The sequence below is a fragment of the Streptomyces sp. Tu 2975 genome, assembly GCF_009832925.1.
Taxonomy (GTDB): Bacteria; Actinomycetota; Actinomycetes; order Streptomycetales; family Streptomycetaceae; genus Streptomyces.
In genome coordinates, this window is the sequence record NZ_CP047140.1 from 4068991 (window position 1) to 4086334 (window position 17344).

Genomic DNA, 17344 nt, shown 5'->3' on the forward strand with positions numbered 1-17344 from the left:
CCCCACCTCATCGTCCCCGGCCGACCGGCCACGACATCGCTCAACGGTCCACTTTCTCACCAGCGCCGGACGGGTTGCCGCTTTCGGGTCCGGTGTCAGGGGCGAGGTCACTCGGCTGCCCTGGATCCGAGCCGCTGCTGCCACCCTCCCCGTCCGGCGTGCCCGACGGCCCGGGATCATCGGCATCGGTGCTCTCCGCGGCGACAGCGCGCTTGCGCTGGGTGTACATCCTGACGCCTGCGAGGACGAGCAGGAGAACACCGCCGGCGATGACGAGCATGACGGTCGGAGTGATCTCGGAGACCCTCACGGTGAACGACATCTCGGGGCCGTACGGTGTGCCGTCCTTCGTGAAGAGCTGCGCGGTCATCTGGACCTGACCGTTGGCATTGGCCGCCGCCGGGAACTTCACCGACTGGCTGTGGCCGCCCTCGACCTTGATCGGCTGTTCCGCCATGCCCCTGTCCCCATCGAAGTGGAGACGGTTGGGGTTGTTGGACTTCAGCCGCAGCACAAGGTCGTCGATGCCCTGGACCAGCTGGTTCTGCACCGTGACCGGGATGGTCGCACTGCGACCGGACAGGGTCACGTCCGACTTCTCGATCAGCCGGACCTCTTCGGTGAGGCTCTGCAGATAGGACTGGACCTCGTCGCGGTAGCGCTGAGCCGCTTCAGGCTTGCCCCGCCACGCCGTCGACAGTTCACGGTCGATCGCCCTGCCGAAGGGGGCTTCCACCCGGTCGGCGAAGGTGAGGATGACCTTGAACTTGTCCAGTGTGCTCTGCGTCGCGCTGATGTCCTCGAAGGCCTGGACCGGCAGCTCCTGCCGGCGTAGCCGGGCGGGGTACTGGGAAGCACCCGGCACCTTGGTGTTCGCGTCGGCGTCCGGTTCGGCGGACGCCGCCGCCACCAAATCCAGCGGCTGTGTCCAGCGCTTGGGCTCGAGGGCACGCAGAGCGCGGGCCATGGACTGGGCCTGGGCCGCTGTGGGCACACGCTGCGGGGCGACGACGATGCTCCGCTGCTTCTCGGGTTCCTGGAGGGTGAGTGCCAGCGACTGTGCCAGGAACTTCTGTACCGCGAGCGTGGAGTCGCCGGCGTCCGTCATATCGCCCTGGAAGGCGGTCGAAAGGCGGGTGTCGGCGACCACGGCCGTGGTGCCGCCACCGATGGGACGGGCCGCGGTGGGTGTGTACGACAGGTTGTCCTGAAGGCTGTCGCTCCGTGCGATCACTCTGTGTGCGCCGGCCGAGGTGGCCACGTCCACGATCGATGAGTCGATCGCGCCGTCCACCGGCCAGGCGAAGTCGACGGAGGGCTTCACATGGAGAATCGTCTCCACTGTGATCTCCGCCACTTGTGTGGCCGGCTGCAGATGGCTGAGCGAACCGGAGACCGACTTGCCCCTGTGCGCCAAGGAGGCGAGATCGGGGTCGGCGAAGGGGAGGGCAACCACCTTCTTGCCGTGTACCGCGGCCTCGACAGAGCTCAGCCATCGCTTGGCGACGGCCTGGTTCTTGCCGGCGACCGTGGAGTCCCCGCTCTTGACCCGGTAGCTCCGCGTCATGGCGTCGACGGTGGCCAGAAGGTCGGGGTCGATGACCCACGTGACCGGCAGCTCCTTGCCGAGTGAGACCAGCTGGTCGAGCCGTCCGCCGGGAGCAAGCTCGGCCGCCAGTGCCTCGTCCTCGAAGACCGGGGTCTGCTGTTCGTCCGAGCCGGTTTCCGATGTGAGGTGGGTCGAGGAGATCAGCGGCCAGAGATAGGTGAGCCGTGTCTTCTTGTCCACGGCCTCCGGCTGCCAGGGAAGGAAGGTCCGCTCGATGCCGAGGACACGCTCGAAGGACTGGCTCGAGGTCTGCCCGGTCAGGGACACACCGAGCTCGTAGACGCCACCGTTGTCGTCGAGATCGAGTTCGTCGGCGGGCACCGAGAGCTTGAAGTCGTAACTGATGCCCGAGGCGAGCTTCGGAAGTTCGACGCTGTACTTGTCGTCGACCGTCGGGCCGTCCACACCGTAGGTGTAGCCGGTCCTCTCAGCGGCCCGGTCGATGCCTGTTCTGCCGGACAGCTTGGGGCCCACCCGGAGATCGACGTGTCCGCCTGTGATCGTCCGCCTGCCCTCGTTGACCACGGTCCCGGAGACCGTGATCGTGTCGTCCTTGCCGGGCGCTTCCGGCGTCACCGTGTCCAGCGACACATCCACGGTCCGGGATCCGGTGGGTTCCGCGGCCTGTGCCGCGGGGGCGGCCGGGACGCACAGCAATCCGGTCAGGAGTGGCACGCCGGTGATCAGGGAGGCTGTGCGACGCAGCCACCGGCGCGCAGGAGAACTACGCATCCCCTGGAAGTCTGCCGCCTCGGCCACGCGCTCGCCCGTCCCTCGTCGTCTGCTGTCCTTGGTGGTTCTCTGCTCTTGCGTCCACGCATCGTAACGAGGCCCGCTGTGTTCAAGTGCCGCGGAGTGCCCCACAAGATCGGAACGGACCGGCGGGGCGCCGGAAACAGGGACGACCCGGTCGGCCCGGGCACGTACCCTTTTCTGTTGTGCCGAACGCCAATGAAGACAACCCCACTGCCCTGAGCCAGGTGCAACACCGCGCGGTGAGCGAACTGCTGCGGGTGTCACCCGTCGCCGACGACCTGGCGCGCCGTTTCCAGGATGCCGGATTCAGTCTTGCCCTGGTCGGAGGGTCGGTCCGGGATGCGTTGCTCGGTCGGCTCGGCAATGACCTCGACTTTACGACGGACGCCCGTCCCGAGGATGTGCTGAAGATCGTCCGTCCGTGGGCGGATTCGGTGTGGGACGTCGGTATCGCCTTCGGCACGGTCGGTGCTCAGAAGGCCGGACGCGTCGGTGACGCGGTTCAGCCCTTCCAGATCGAGGTGACGACGTACCGCTCAGAGGCATACGACCGAACGTCACGTAAGCCGGAGGTGTCCTACGGCGACTCGATCGAGCAGGACCTGGTCCGGCGTGACTTCACGGTCAACGCGATGGCCGTGGCGCTGCCCGCCAAGGAGTTCATCGATCCCCACGGGGGTCTCGAGGACCTTGCCGCGAAGATTCTGCGCACGCCCGGGACGCCCGAGGAGTCTTTCTCCGACGACCCGCTGCGGATGATGAGGGCCGCCCGGTTCGCCGCGCAGCTCGATTTCGAGGTGGCGCCGGACGTCGTCGCCGCTATGACGGCCATGGCGGAGCGTATCGAGATCGTCTCCGCCGAACGGGTGCGTGACGAGTTCAACAAGCTGCTTCTGTCCGGACACCCCCGCAAGGGCTGTCGCTCCTCGTCGACACCGGCCTGGCCGCTCATGTACTGCCCGAGCTGCCGGCACTCCGTCTGGAGAGTGACGAGCATCATCGGCACAAGGATGTCTACGAGCACTCGCTGACCGTGTTGGACCAGGCCATCGCCCTGGAGGAGGACGGCCCCGATCTGGTGCTGCGACTGGCCGCACTGCTGCACGACATCGGCAAGCCCAGGACTCGCCGCTTCGAGCAGGACGGCCGGGTCTCGTTCCACCACCACGAGGTGGTGGGCGCAAAGATGACCAAGAAGCGCATGACGGCGCTGAAGTACTCGAACGAGATGGTCAAGGACGTCTCGCGGCTGGTGGAACTCCACCTGCGTTTCCACGGCTATGGAACCGGTGAGTGGACCGACTCCGCTGTGCGGCGGTATGTGCGAGACTCCGGGCCGCTTCTGGACCGCCTGCACAAGCTGACCCGCTCCGACTGCACCACGCGGAACAAGCGCAAGGCGGCAGCCCTCTCACGCGCCTACGACGGCCTTGAGGAGCGTATTGCCCAGCTTCAGGAGCAGGAGGAGCTGGATGCCATCAGGCCCGACCTGAACGGCAACGAGATTCAGGAAATCCTGGGTATCGGCCCTGGCCCCGTGATCGGAAAGGCGTACGCGTTCCTTCTTGAGCTGCGACTGGAGAACGGGCCGATGGAGCGCGACGCCGCGGTGTCGGCGCTCAAGGAGTGGTGGGCCAAGCAGGGCTGAGCGTGAAACGGCGCGATGTTTCACGTGAAACATCGCGCCGTTTGGCACGCATCGAAAGAGCTTGTTTCACGTGAAACAAGCTCCGCAGGAGCCGCTACTTCTTGATCTCGTTCAGGCAGAGCACAAACGACTTGCCGGAGCTGCGTCGACCGCTGGTCTGCTCGTAGTAACCGATGTCGGCCTTGCCTTCGCAGACCTTCTGGTCCGTCGTGTCGCTGTGCACGGAGACCACCTTGTAGGCGGCCTCGGTGCCGCCGCAGTCGACGACCTGCAGATCCGGGTTGATGTCGGTGCCGCTGTTCTTGAGGCAGTCGCCGGCCTTCGCTGTGTCGGCATCGTCGCGGCCCATGAACCAGAACACCGCGAAAGCGATGACTGCCAGAACGCCTACGACTATCTGGAACTTCTTCTTGAGGCTGAGGCCACCGCGCGAGGGTGCGGGGGCGGCGTCGGTGCTGTGCCCCACTGCTGCGGCTGCGTCTGTCCATAACCGGGCTGGGGCTGCTGCGGCTGCTGCTGCGGGTAGCCGTAGCCCGGCTGCGGCTGGGGCTGCTGCCCGTAGGGACCCTGTCCCTGCTGCGGCGGATAGGTCATGAGGGATTCCCCCTGTGAAAGTGCTCTCGGTGTTTGACGCGGGCACGCTATAGCACTCGACCGGCATGGCCCCAACGCACCAGCCCTACGGCCGCCGTCGCATAAATTCCCGCCACCATCAGGACCAGCGGAACCGACCGGCCGTCGGGGGAAGCATCAACGCGGCGACGCCCGCCGCGCCGACGAAGGCGACGTTGAACAGCACGTCGTACAGGGAGAAGACCCGGCCACGAAACGCGTCCTCCACGGAGGTCTGCACCACTGTGTCCGTCGCGATCTTCGCCCCCTGCGTCACGAGCCCGAGCAGGAAGGCCGCGACAAGCATCGGCCCGGGCCTGAACGGCAGTGCCAGAGAAGGTACGAGGACTGCGGCAGCCGCCGCGCAGACGACCATCCATCCGTACCGGCCGAGTTTCCCGATGCCCCACGGGGTCAGTACGGCCGCCGCGAAGAAGCCGGCGCCAGAGGCGGCCAGGGCCAGGCCCAACAGCGCGAGTCCGTCCGACTCGTCGGTGGACCAGGAATAGCGGCAGAGCATGAGCACCATCACCGTCAGCGCTCCGTAGCAGAAGCGCAGCAGTGTCATCGCGGCGAGCGCATGGGTCGCCGCAGGCCGCTGGTTCAGGTATCGCAGCCCCTCGAGCAGTCCCCGGGCCGTCGAGGCGATCGCGGCACCCAGACGGGGCTGAACCATGTCAGGGTCGGGGCCGAGGAGCTCCCTGCCCATCCGAAGTGAAGCCAGGGCCGAGCCGAGGTAGAGCGCCGCTCCGAACAGGACCACCGCAGCGTCCGAGTCCGAGGCGACCAGTCGCACAAGGAAGGCGAGACCGCCGCCTGCTGTGGCCGCAAGCGTCCCCGCCGTGGGCGAGAGGGAGTTGGCCATCACGAGGTGCTCGGAATCCACGACGCGTGGCAGCGCCGCGGAGAGCCCGGCCAGAACGAAACGATTGACGGCCGTGACCGACAGGGCGGAGGCGTAGAAGAGCCAGTCGGGGACGGAAACGAGGATCAACAGGGCGGTACAGCAGGCGAGGAGTGCACGAAGTAGATTCCCGTAGAGGAACACCTGGCGTCGTCGCCACCGGTCGAGCAACACCCCGGCGAACGGGCCGACCAAGGAGTAGGGGAGAAGTAGGACGGCCATTGCGGACGCGATCGCGGCCGGAGAGGTCTGCTGTTCCGGGGAGAAGACCACGTATGTGGCGAGAGCGACCTGGTAGACGCCGTCGGCCGCCTGTGAGAGCAGGCGCACGGTCAGCAGCCGGCGGAAGTCGGCGAGGCGCAGGAGTACGCGCAGATCACGTACGACGGGCATGCGAGCAAGGGTCACACACGCGGAGGGTCCCCGGGTGTACGACCCGGGGACCCTCCGCGACAGCAGGTGGAAACGCTTAGCGCTCGACCTCGCCCTGAATGAACTTCTCGACGTTCTCGCGGGCCTCGTCGTCGAAGTACTGCACCGGCGGGGACTTCATGAAGTACGAGGACGCGGAGAGGATGGGCCCGCCGATGCCGCGGTCCTTGGCGATCTTCGCGGCGCGCACGGCGTCGATGATGACACCGGCCGAGTTCGGGGAGTCCCAGACCTCGAGCTTGTACTCGAGGTTCAGCGGGACGTCACCGAAGGCACGGCCCTCGAGGCGCACGTAGGCCCACTTGCGGTCGTCCAGCCAGGCCACGTAGTCCGACGGTCCGATGTGGACGTTCTTCTCGCCCATGTCGCGGTCGGGGATCTGCGAGGTGACGGCCTGCGTCTTCGAGATCTTCTTGGACTCCAGGCGCTCACGCTCGAGCATGTTCTTGAAGTCCATGTTGCCGCCGACGTTCAGCTGCATCGTGCGGTCGAGGATGACGCCGCGGTCCTCGAAGAGCTTGGCCATCACGCGGTGCGTGATGGTGGCGCCGACCTGGGACTTGATGTCGTCGCCGACGATCGGGACACCGGCCTCGGTGAACTTGTCCGCCCACTCCTTGGTGCCGGCGATGAAGACCGGGAGGGCGTTGACGAACGCGACCTTGGCGTCGATGGCGCACTGCGCGTAGTACTTCGCAGCGTCCTCGGAGCCGACGGGCAGGTAGCAGACGAGGACGTCCACCTGCTTGTCCTTGAGGGTCTGGACGATGTCGACCGGCGCCTCGGCGGACTCTTCGATGGTCTCGCGGTAGTACTTGCCGAGACCGTCGAGCGTGTGGCCGCGCTGAACGGTGACGCCGGTGTTCGGCACGTCGCAGATCTTGATGGTGTTGTTCTCGCTGGCGCCGATGGCGTCCGAGAGGTCGAGGCCGACCTTCTTGGCGTCCACGTCGAAGGCGGCCACGAACTCGACGTCACGGACGTGGTAGTCGCCGAACTGGACGTGCATCAGACCCGGCACCTTGCCGGCCGGGTCGGCGTCCTTGTAGTACTCGACGCCCTGCACCAGCGAGGCGGCGCAGTTGCCCACGCCGACGATGGCTACGCGAACCGAACCCATTGGCGGTTGCTCCCTGTGTGTTCTCGTGTTCCGGATGAAACCCTGCGGTGTGCGGGGCTTCACTTGGCGGGGTCGTCGGACGGATCCGGCGGGGTGGAGTCATCGGGAGGCGTCCCTCCGGAAGACTCGGAACCCCTGTGCCGGGGCAGGCCGCCCGTCGCTCCAGATGTGTTGTCCTGCTGTGCGGTGCTCTCGGGTGAGGATCTTTGATCCCGCCCTGCCCGCTCGCTCTCGATGAGCTCGTTCAGCCAGCGCACTTCACGCTCCACGGACTCCATGCCGTGTCGCTGCAGCTCGAGGGTGTAGTCGTCGAGACGCTCCCGGGTGCGGGCCAAGGAGGCACGCATCTTTTCCAGGCGCTCTTCCAGCCGGCTGCGGCGGCCTTCCAGCACCCGCATCCGCACTTCACGCTCCGTCTGACCGAAAAAGGCGAAACGTGCCGCGAAGTGCTCGTCCTCCCAGGTGTCGGGGCCGGTGTGGGAGAGCAGCTCCTCGAAGTGCTCCTTACCTTCCGCCGTCAACCGGTAGACGATCTTGGCGCGCCGGCCGGCGAGCGAGGCTGCGAGGGCGTCCTCGGGAGCGTTTCCCGGTTCCTCGATCAACCAGCCGTTGGCGACCAGCGTCTTGAGGCAGGGGTAGAGGGTCCCGTAACTGAAGGCCCGGAAGATTCCCAGTGACGTGTTGAGCCGCTTGCGCAGCTCGTAACCGTGCATCGGGGCTTCGCGGAGCAGACCGAGGACGGCGAATTCGAGGATGCCGGAGCGCCTGCTCACAGTCGCCTCCCTCGCCGGTCCCGGTCGTTTATGTCGTGCTGATGTATCGACTCGATACATCAGCACGATAGAACGGCTCGAGTGTCCCGACAAGAGCGGCCATGGTGAGCGGCGTCACATCGCCAATTCATAGGGAGAGACTTGCCTGAAATGGGGTGAACTTCAGGCCTAGGAGGGTTTTGGCCGTGCGTAGTCTGTGCGGATGCAGACCGCCGGGAACCATGTGACGTCTCCATGCGTCATCGCCGTGGATGCACAGCGGATGAGCCCTTCCCGGGGCTCGTCCGTATCCATTTCGGGGGGACCGGAACTCAACTGCCGCTTCCAGGCGTCTCGCCTGCCCGAGGAGTAGTCGTTCGATGAGCGAGCACCGTCGCAAACCGCCGCAGCCACAGGGTGGCGGGCGCGCCGCGGCCAGACGCGCCGCCCAGCAGTCTTCAGGCCGCCGGGGCGTCCCACCCCGGGGCGCCACGTCGGCCTCACCTGCCGCTTCACATGGTGAGGAACGGCCCTACAGCAGTCGTGCCGAGGCGCGCCGCGCCGCACAGCGCGGCGGCGGCCACGGAGGGCGCGGTGGCCGTCGTGGCGGAGGCGGCGGTGACGGCGGATACGACGGTGCCGGCCGCCGCGGTGGACGGCCGGGTAAGAAGCGGCTGATCGACTACCCGCGCCACGGCAAGTACGGGTGGCGGCGCTGGGTCCCCTCCTGGAAGCTCGTGACCGGTCTGTTCCTCGGGTTCCTCGCCAGCCTGATGACGGCGGGCACCATCGCCTACGCCATGGTGGGCGTGCCCGAGCAGGCTTTGATCGCCGGGGCGCAGAACAACGTCTACTACTGGGACGACGGCACCCAGATGGTGGCCACCGGTGGTGAGGTCAACCGGCAGATCATCCCCATCTCGAAGATCCCGATCGAGATGCAGAACGCCGTCATCTCCGCGGAGAACAAAACCTTCCGCAAGGACTCGGGCATCGACCCGATGGGTATCGGCCGGGCCGTGTTCAACATGGCACGGGGCGAGCAGACCCAGGGTGGTTCGACGATCACGCAGCAGTATGTGAAGAACGCGCGGCTGGACAACCAGGACCAGACCCTCAGCCGTAAGTTCCAAGAGCTTTTCATCTCCATGAAGATCGACTCGGAGATGGAGAAGGAAGACATCATGGAGGGGTACCTCAACACCTCCTACTACGGTCGAGGCGCCTACGGCATCCAGGCCGCGGCCCGCACGTACTTCAACAAGGACGCCGACAAGCTCAACGTGAGCCAGTGCGCGTTCCTCGCGTCGCTCCTCAAGGGTGCGACCTACTACGACCCGGCCGGCGCCACGGCGATCGATCCGTCGGCGACGGAGGAGGCCAACACCAAGCGGATGAGGATCCGCTGGAGCTGGATCCTCGACGAGATGGTCAAGGACCAGTACCTCGACGCGGCGGAGCGTCAGAAGTACACGGACCTTCCCGCGTCGGAGTCACCCCGAAAGAACGCCCAGCTCGGCGGCCAGATCGGTTACCTGGTGGACCTGGCCAAGGCCAACTTCCTGAACAACTACGACCAGGAAGTCGACCTGTCCAAGGGCGGATACGAGATTTACACGACCTTCAACAAGAAGCGGGTCGCTGCCCTCGAGAACGCGGTCAAGAAGGTCCGTGACGAGAACATCGACCCGAAGAAGCGCCCGGATGATGACACCCACGTCCAGTTCGGCGGCGCCTCGGTCGAGCCCGGGACGGGCAAGATCGTCGCGATCTACGGCGGTGAGGACGCCACCAAGCACTTCACCAACAACGCCGATGCCACCGGTGCCCAGGTCGGATCGACGTTCAAGCCCTTCGTCCTCGCCGCCGCCATGCGCGACGGCGTCCGCAACCCCGAGCTCCAGGAGGAGCAGGGGCCCGACGACCGCCGGATCGTCGATCCCGACAAGAGCCGGTACAGCGGCAAGAACAAGCTGAAGATCAAGAACTACGACGGTTCCGTCTGGCGCGACGAGAATGGGAAGGAGTGGAATCAGACCAACGACGGTCAGCAGAACTACGGCAACATCAGCCTGCGCGAGGCGATGATCCACTCCGCCAACTCCCCCTACGTGCAACTCGGCATGGACATCGGCATCCCGCAGGTGAGGGACGCCGCCATCGACGCCGGTCTGCTCGAGTCCAGCCTGAGCAAGTCGAACGTGCCCTCCTTCTCGCTCGGTATCTCCGAGCCCAGCGCCATCCGTATGGCAGGCGCCTACGGCACCTTCGCCGCCGAGGGTGAGCAGCGTGACCCGTATTCCGTGACGAAGGTCAAGCACGAGGGCCTGACCGTTTACGAGCACGAGGACAAGGCCGAGCAGGCCTTCGACAAGGACATCGCCAACAACGTGACCGATGTCCTCAGGGACGTCGTCGAGCATCCCGAAGGCACGGGTAACAACGCCCAGGTCAAGGGGCGGCAGGTCGCCGGTAAGACCGGTACGACCGACTTCAACAAGTCCGCCTGGTTCGTCGGATACACGCCCCAGCTGTCGACCGCCATCGACATGTACCGCCTGGACGACAACGAGAAGAACAAGAAGCGCGAGTTCCTCGAGATGTACGACACCGGTGGACAGGACAAGATCCACGGTTCGTCGTTCCCGTCCGAGATCTTCCAGGACTACATGACGGAAGCGCTCAAGGACACCAAGGTCCTCAAGTTCCCGAAGCCGGAGCCGATCGACGGTGAGGCGGTCTGGGGCGGTGGCGCAGTCAGCCCGTCCCCGACGCCGAGCAGCAGCCCGTCCGAGTCTCCGTCCCCCTCTCCGTCCACGTCTCCGTCTCCGTCCCCGTCGACCAGCCCGGGCCCGTCCGAGTCCTGCAACCCCTGGGAGGACTGGACCTGCGGCGTCGACGGTGGCGGCGGCAACGGCGGCGCCGATCAGGGTGGCGCCAACGGCGGCGTGACGCCGAGCCCGTCGACATCACCCGGCACCGATGGCGGCGCCGACAGCGGCGGTGGCAACGGGAACGGCGGTGGCAACGGCGGCGGTTTCCTCGGAGGTACCGACGGCGAAGGCTGACGGTCACCCCGCGCCGGCCATGACGAGGCCGCCGCACCGGGAGAGGATCGGCATTCGTGCCGAGCCCCGGGGCGGCGGCCCTCGTCGTTTCCCCCTCCCTGTACGGCAGGATGTGCACCATGCCCAGCGCAGAAGAGACGAGCGTGTACGACGAACGGCCTGACGTACGCCCCACACGGCGTGACCGGATCGCCGCGGCAGGCAGCGAGCTGATCGGCGGCCCGGCCGGGCGCTGGGCGTCACGCAGCGGGGGCGGTCCGCTCACACCCGTGCGTGTGGTGGCGCTGGTCGCCATCGGCATGTTCGCGCTGGGCATGGTGCAGAAGCTGCCCTGTTACAACTGGGCATGGTTCAGGGGCACCAGCTCGCAGTACACCCATGCCTGCTACTCGGACATCCCGCATCTGTTCGTGGGCCGCGGCTTCTCCGAAGGTCTGATTCCGTACTTCGACCGCCTGCCCGGTGACATGGAGTACCTCGAGTACCCCGTGCTGACGGGCCTCTTCATGCAGGTCGCCTCCTGGATCGGCCGCCTCGGCGGCGGCTCCGGCCTGGCACAGCAGCAGATGTACTGGATGATCAACGCCGGGCTGCTGATGATCTGTGCCGCGGTCATCGCCGTCTGTGTCGCCCGTACGCACCGCAGGCGCCCCTGGGACGCGCTGCTCGTCGCTCTCGCCCCTGCCTTCGCGCTGACGGCCACCATCAACTGGGACCTGCTCGCGGTGGCTCTCACCGCCGCGGCGATGCTGATGTGGTCACGCGGCAGGGTTCTCGCGTTCGGCGTCCTGATCGGGCTCGCGACCGCCGCCAAGCTCTACCCGGTGCTGCTGCTCGGTCCTCTGCTCGTCCTGTGCTGGCGGGCGGGCAAGTGGCGGGAGTTCATCATGGCGACGCTCGGCGCGGCGGCAGCCTGGCTCGTGGTCAATCTGCCCGTGATGCTGTTCGCGCCGGAGGGCTGGAAGAAGTTCTACACGTTCAGCCAGGAGCGCCAGGTCGACTTCGGGTCGTTCTGGCTGATCATCACGCAGCGCACCGGCGAGTCCATCGACGTGGAGAACGTCAACACCTACGCCACCCTGTTGATGATCCTGGCCTGCGCGGGCATCGGCCTGCTCACGCTGAGGGCACCGCGCCGCCCCCGCTTCGCCCAGGTCGCCTTCCTGGTCGTGGCCGCGTTCATCCTCACCAACAAGGTCTACTCGCCGCAGTACGTGCTGTGGCTGATCCCGCTCGCCGCCCTCGCCCGTCCCCGCTGGCGTGACTTCCTCATCTGGCAGGCGTGCGAGGTCATGTACTACCTGGGCATCTGGATGTACCTCGCCTACACGACCAGCCCCAAGCACCAGGGGCTGCCGCCAGAGGGCTACCAGCTGGCCATCGCGCTGCATCTGCTCGGGACGCTGTACCTGTGCGCCGTGATCGTGCGCGACATCCTCATGCCGGAGCGGGACGGGGTCCGTCAGGACGGCTCCGACGATCCGGGCGGGGGCGTGCTCGACGGCGCTCCTGACGTGTTCGTGCTGGGGCCGGCGGCGCATCCGCCGCGGCATGCCGCTCACGCCGAGGAAGGTCCGCGCGTGGAGTGGGGCGTTCAGGCCCGGAGCGGGCCGGATGCCGGCCCGCAACCTTCCGTCTGAAGCCTTCTGGGGACGGGCTCGGCAGCGCGCGTCCGTCCCCAGGCCGGGGGACGAGGCCTGCTAGCGGTCCACCAGCCGGTCGAACTGGGTCGTCGTGTGCCTGAGGTGCGCCACCAGCTCGTCACCGACCTTCGGCTCCTGCGCGTCGGCGGGCACGAACAGGATCGAGACCTGCATATGGGGCGGCTCGGCGAACCAGCGCTGCTTGCCCGCCCACACGAACGGCGAAAGATTGCGGTTGACCGTCGCCAGACCCGCCCGTGCGACGCCCTTGGCACGCGGCATCACACCGTGCAGCGCCTTGGGCGCCTCAAGACCGACACCGTGCGACGTGCCGCCCGCCACCACGACGAGCCAGCCGTCGGAGGCGGCCTTCTGCTGGCGGTAGCCGAAACGATCCCCCCGGGCCACGCGGGTGACGTCGAGCACGGCGCCGCGGTACTCGGTGGCCTCGTGGTCGCCGAGCCACAACCGCGTGCCGATCCGCGCGCGGAAGCGGGTCTGCGGGAACTGCTGCTGGAGCCGGGCCTGCTCCTGGGCGCGCAGATGACTCACGAACATCGTGTGCAGCGGCAGTCTGGCCGCACGCAGCCGGTCCATCCAGCCGATGACTTCCTCGACCGCGTCGGAACCGTCGGTCCGGTCCAGCGGCAGGTGCAGGGCGAAGCCCTCCAGCCGTACGTCCTCGATGGCGGCGTGCAGCTGGCCGAGGTCCTGCTCGGAGATGCCGTGGCGCTTCATCGAGCTCATGCACTCGATGACGACGCGGGCCCCCACCAGCGCGTGCACACCGTCGACCGAGGAGACGGAGCGGACCACCCTGTCGGGCAGCGGCACCGGTTCCTCACCGCGCCGGAAGGGCGTGAGCACCAGGAGATCGCCGCTGAACCAGTCCTTGATCCGCGCGGCCTCGTACGTCGTGCCCACGGCGAGCATGTCTGCGCCGAAGCGCGACGCCTCCTCGGAGAGCCGCTCGTGGCCGAAGCCGTAACCGTTGCCCTTGCAGACCGGGACGAGACCGGGGAACTGGTCGATCACCGACTTCTGGTGCGCCCGCCAGCGAGCGGTGTCGACGTAGAGGGAGAGCGCCATGGCCGGCCCGGAACCTTTCTGGTGGCTGCGGTGTATCAGAGACGTGTACGAGACTACGGAGTCGGCCGCGGCGTCGTCAGCGACGCGACATGTAGATGTCCAGTGCCTTGTGGAGGAGCTTGTTCAGCGGGAAGTCCCACTCACCGACGTACTCGACGGCCTCGCCGCCCGTTCCGACCTTGAACTGGATCAGGCCGAAGAGGTGGTCCGTCTCGTCGAGCGAGTCGCTGATGCCCCGCAGGTCGTAGACCGTCGCGCCCATGGCGTACGCGTCGCGGAGCATCCGCCACTGCATCGCGTTCGAGGGCCGGACCTCGCGCCCGATGTTGTCCGAGGCGCCGTACGAGTACCAGACATGGCCCCGACGACCAGCATCGTCGCCGCGGACAGGTTGACCCCGTTGTGCCGCGCGAAGTACAGACGCATACGGTTCGGGTCCTCGTTGTTCAGGACCGTCCACATGCGCTGGAAGTACGAGAGGGGGCGCGGCCGGAAGCGGTCCCGCTCAGCAGTGATCTCGTACAGCCGCTGCCATTCGGCCAGGTCCTCGTAGCGGCCCTGCACGACCTCCACGCCGGCCTTCTCGGCCTTCTTGATGTTGCGCCGCCACAGCTGGTTGAAGCCCTTGAGGACGTCGTCGAGCGAGCGGTTGGCCAGCGGCACCTGATAGACGTACCGGGGCTGGACGTCGCCGAAGCCGGCACCGCCGTCCTCGCCCTGCTGCCAGCCCATTTTCCGCAGCCTGTCCGCCACTTCGAAGGCCCGCGGCTCGATGTGCGTCGCTTCCACGTCGCGCAGTCGCTTCACGTCCGGGTCCTGGATACCGGCCTTGATCGCCGGGGCGTCCCAGCGGCGGATCACGACGGGCGGCCCCATCTTCACCGAGAACGCGCCCTGGTTCTTCAAATGCGCCAGCATCGGCTGGAGCCAATCGTCCAGGTTGGGGGCGTACCAGTTGATCACCGGTCCCTCGGGGAGGTACGCCAGGTACCGCTTGATCTTGGGGAGCTGGCGGTAGAGCACCAGGCCCGCGCCGACGAGCTCACCGTTCTTGTCGAACCAGCCGAGGTTCTCCGAGCGCCATTCCGTCTTCACGTCCGCCCACGCCGGGACCTGGCAGTGACTCGCCGAGGGCAGGGTCTGGATGTATGCCAGATGCTGCTCACGACTGATGGTCCTCAGGGTCAGGCTCATGCGGGGCGCTCCTCGGCAGGTGTGTCCCCATGGGTCAGGGGCTCCGGCTCTCGCGCCGAAGCCTACTGGTCCTTGGCTGGGGCCCGAATGGCTGTGCGCGGGAGCGGGCCGCCGATCGGCCCGCTCCCGTCCCCGCCCCTGGGTCCGACGCCCCCCGGCCTCAGCCGAGGACGCCACCGAAGAGCCCGCCGTGGGCCATCCCGAGGAAGAACCCCACCGCGGACGCGCCCAGTCCGATGATCAGAAGGAAGCGCTCGCGGGTCGTCGCGGAGATGAACTGCCCGTACGCGCCCGTCGCGATGCCGATGAGCCCTGCCCACGAGCTGAGCAGATGCAGGTTGTGGAACATCGCCGAGATGAACGCGAGAGCGCCCAATACCAGCGTCACCGCCATCAGGGTGTCCTGAAGGGGATGAGTCTTGCCGTCCGTGGCGAGCAGCGAGACAGAGGAGTGACGTCGCATTGCCTGTGCCATGAGGCACCTCCTGGCTTTGCCGGAAGGCGGCGCATCGTAGCGCCGCGTCGACCCGATGTGTACAGATTGCGGGCATGGGCCACCGGATTTCAACCGGAAGCCGGAGTGCAGGTAGTCTGTACGGTCTGCACCGGTGTCTGCCCAGGCCGCGAAGCGATCGCCACTCGACGAGGGGGATTGTCAGTGGCGGCCGATACCGTTGCTCACGCATCACGACCCTCCTGCCACGGAACGACCGTGGCCGCTGAGTCCAAAGGAGGTGGGTTCCACATGCGTCACTACGAAATGATGGTCATCCTCGACCCCGATCTCGAGGAGCGCGCTGTCTCCCCGCTGATCGAGAACTTCCTCTCCGTCGTCCGTGAGGGCAACGGAAAGGTCGAGAAGGTCGACACCTGGGGCCGTCGTCGTCTCGCTTACGAGATCAAGAAGAAGCCCGAGGGCATCTACTCGGTCATCGACCTGCAGGCCGAGCCTGCGGTCGTCAAGGAGCTCGACCGCCAGATGAACCTGAACGAGTCGGTCCTCCGGACCAAGGTCCTCCGTCCCGAGACCCACTGAGCACCTAGCTCAGAGGTCATCGGGTTTCGAGTAGCAGCAAGCAGCCAGCAGCAATCCCGCCGAGAGGTTCACCCATGGCAGGCGAGACCGTCATCACGGTCGTCGGCAATCTCGTCGACGACCCCGAGCTGCGCTTCACCCCGTCCGGTGCGGCGGTCGCGAAGTTCCGCGTCGCGTCCACTCCCCGCACCTTCGACCGCCAGACCAATGAGTGGAAGGACGGCGAGAGCCTCTTCCTCACCTGCTCGGTCTGGCGTCAGGCGGCGGAGAACGTCGCCGAGTCGCTCCAGCGCGGCATGCGTGTCGTCGTGCAGGGCCGGCTCAAGCAGCGGTCCTACGAGGACCGCGAGGGCGTCAAGCGCACGGTCTACGAACTGGACGTCGAGGAAGTCGGCCCCAGTCTCAAGAACGCCACGGCCAAGGTCACCAAGACCACCGGTCGCGGCGGCCAGGGCGGCTACGGCGGCGGTGCCGGCGGTCAGCAGGGCGGCGGCAGCTGGGGCGGCGGCCCCGGCGGTGGTCAGCAGCAGGGCGGCGGCGGTGCTCCCGCCGACGACCCCTGGGCCACCAGTGCGCCGTCCGGCGGCGGTCAGCAGGGCGGGGGCGGCTGGGGCGGAAGCTCCGGCGGCTCCGGGGGCTCTGGCGGCGGCTACTCGGACGAGCCGCCCTTCTAGGGCAGCTCGTACCCCACTTCTTGATCACACAGGAGATACACCATGGCGAAGCCGCCTGTGCGCAAGCCTAAGAAGAAGGTCTGCGCTTTCTGCAAGGACAAGACCGCGTACGTGGACTACAAGGACACGAACATGCTGCGGAAGTTCATTTCCGACCGCGGCAAGATCCGTGCCCGCCGCGTGACCGGCAACTGCACGCAGCACCAGCGTGACGTCGCCACGGCCGTCAAGAACAGCCGTGAGATGGCGCTGCTGCCCTACACGTCCACCGCGCGATAAGGGAAGGGTGACCTAGACATGAAGATCATCCTCACCCACGAGGTTTCTGGCCTCGGTGCCGCCGGCGACGTCGTCGACGTCAAGGACGGATACGCTCGCAACTACCTGGTCCCGCGTGGTTTCGCGATCCGCTGGACCAAGGGTGGCGAGAAGGACGTGGCGCAGATCCGCCGCGCCCGCAAGATCCACGAGATCGCGACCATCGAGCAGGCCAACTCCATCAGGGGTCAGCTCGAGGCCGTCAAGGTGCGCCTTGCCGTTCGCTCCGGCGACGCCGGCCGCCTCTTCGGCTCCGTCACTCCGGCTGACATCGCCTCGGCGATCAAGGCCGCCGGTGGCCCGGAGGTCGACAAGCGTCGCGTCGAGCTCGGTTCGCCGATCAAGACCCTGGGCTCGCACCAGGTGTCTGTGCGTCTGCACCCCGAGGTTGCCGCGCAGCTCGGCGTCGAGGTCGTCGCCGCCTAAGCGCCGACGCTCGACAGAGCAGTAAGGAAGGGCCGCACCCGATGGGTGTGGCCCTTCCGTCGT

The 17344-nt window shown here is 67.0% G+C and carries 12 protein-coding genes and 3 pseudogenes; 7 read left to right on the forward strand and 8 right to left on the reverse strand.

The window, feature by feature from the left end; genetic code table 11:
- Window positions 1-40: 40 nt before the first annotated feature.
- A complete protein-coding gene (locus tag GLX30_RS17965) occupies window positions 41-2368 on the reverse strand; it encodes a DUF6049 family protein (protein ID WP_159689854.1) in 2328 nt (775 codons plus the stop codon).
- Window positions 2369-2547: 179 nt separating this feature from the next.
- Here GLX30_RS17965 and GLX30_RS17970 point away from each other — a divergent pair.
- Window positions 2548-4013 (forward strand): annotated as a pseudogene (locus GLX30_RS17970) (CCA tRNA nucleotidyltransferase).
- A gap of 94 nt (window positions 4014-4107) precedes the next feature.
- On the opposite strand, the gene GLX30_RS17975 reads toward GLX30_RS17970, so the two are convergent.
- The 4 genes and pseudogenes from GLX30_RS17975 to GLX30_RS17990 all read right to left on the reverse strand — a co-directional run bounded on the left by GLX30_RS17975 (window position 4108) and on the right by GLX30_RS17990 (window position 7854).
- On the reverse strand, window positions 4108-4479 hold the full coding sequence (locus GLX30_RS17975; protein ID WP_244258202.1) for a hypothetical protein: 372 nt from the start codon (window positions 4477-4479) through the stop codon (window positions 4108-4110).
- A 175-nt stretch (window positions 4480-4654) separates the two neighbouring features.
- Window positions 4655-5922, reverse strand: a pseudogene (locus GLX30_RS17980) (MFS transporter).
- Window positions 5923-5998: 76 nt separating this feature from the next.
- Complete coding sequence (locus GLX30_RS17985) at window positions 5999-7081, reverse strand: inositol-3-phosphate synthase (protein ID WP_159689857.1); 1083 nt, start codon at window positions 7079-7081, stop codon at window positions 5999-6001.
- A gap of 59 nt (window positions 7082-7140) precedes the next feature.
- Window positions 7141-7854: a PadR family transcriptional regulator gene (locus tag GLX30_RS17990; RefSeq protein ID WP_159689860.1), complete on the reverse strand. Its 714-nt coding sequence runs from the start codon at window positions 7852-7854 to the stop codon at window positions 7141-7143.
- Between the two features lie 359 nt (window positions 7855-8213).
- On the opposite strand from GLX30_RS17990, the gene GLX30_RS17995 reads away from it, so the two are divergent.
- Both GLX30_RS17995 and GLX30_RS18000 read left to right on the forward strand, forming a co-directional pair.
- Complete coding sequence (locus GLX30_RS17995) at window positions 8214-10901, forward strand: transglycosylase domain-containing protein (protein ID WP_159689862.1); 2688 nt, start codon at window positions 8214-8216, stop codon at window positions 10899-10901.
- Window positions 10902-11020: 119 nt separating this feature from the next.
- Window positions 11021-12541, forward strand: coding sequence for a glycosyltransferase 87 family protein (locus GLX30_RS18000; RefSeq protein WP_159689865.1), 1521 nt, complete (start codon window positions 11021-11023; stop codon window positions 12539-12541).
- Between the two features lie 60 nt (window positions 12542-12601).
- On the opposite strand, the gene GLX30_RS18005 is transcribed toward GLX30_RS18000, so the two are convergent.
- The 3 genes and pseudogenes from GLX30_RS18005 to GLX30_RS18015 all read right to left on the reverse strand — a co-directional run bounded on the left by GLX30_RS18005 (window position 12602) and on the right by GLX30_RS18015 (window position 15302).
- On the reverse strand, window positions 12602-13633 hold the full coding sequence (locus tag GLX30_RS18005; RefSeq protein WP_159689867.1) for an alanine racemase: 1032 nt from the start codon (window positions 13631-13633) through the stop codon (window positions 12602-12604).
- Between the two features lie 76 nt (window positions 13634-13709).
- Window positions 13710-14827: pseudogene (locus tag GLX30_RS18010) on the reverse strand (peptidoglycan bridge formation glycyltransferase FemA/FemB family protein).
- Window positions 14828-14987: 160 nt separating this feature from the next.
- Complete coding sequence (locus GLX30_RS18015; protein WP_159689870.1) at window positions 14988-15302, reverse strand: hypothetical protein; 315 nt, start codon at window positions 15300-15302, stop codon at window positions 14988-14990.
- A gap of 270 nt (window positions 15303-15572) precedes the next feature.
- Here GLX30_RS18015 and rpsF point away from each other — a divergent pair, with 270 nt between their 5' ends.
- From rpsF to rplI, 4 genes are all read left to right on the forward strand, one after another.
- Window positions 15573-15863: a 30S ribosomal protein S6 gene (gene rpsF, locus GLX30_RS18020; RefSeq protein WP_159689873.1), complete on the forward strand. Its 291-nt coding sequence runs from the start codon at window positions 15573-15575 to the stop codon at window positions 15861-15863.
- A 74-nt stretch (window positions 15864-15937) separates the two neighbouring features.
- The gene (locus tag GLX30_RS18025; protein WP_159689876.1) at window positions 15938-16537 is read left to right on the forward strand and encodes a single-stranded DNA-binding protein; all 600 of its coding nucleotides are present in this window, start codon (window positions 15938-15940) and stop codon (window positions 16535-16537) included.
- Between the two features lie 42 nt (window positions 16538-16579).
- The gene (gene rpsR / locus GLX30_RS18030) at window positions 16580-16816 is read left to right on the forward strand and encodes a 30S ribosomal protein S18 (RefSeq protein ID WP_005315025.1); all 237 of its coding nucleotides are present in this window, start codon (window positions 16580-16582) and stop codon (window positions 16814-16816) included.
- A gap of 18 nt (window positions 16817-16834) precedes the next feature.
- A complete protein-coding gene (rplI, locus tag GLX30_RS18035) occupies window positions 16835-17281 on the forward strand; it encodes a 50S ribosomal protein L9 (RefSeq protein WP_159689879.1) in 447 nt (148 codons plus the stop codon).
- Window positions 17282-17344 lie beyond the last annotated feature (63 nt).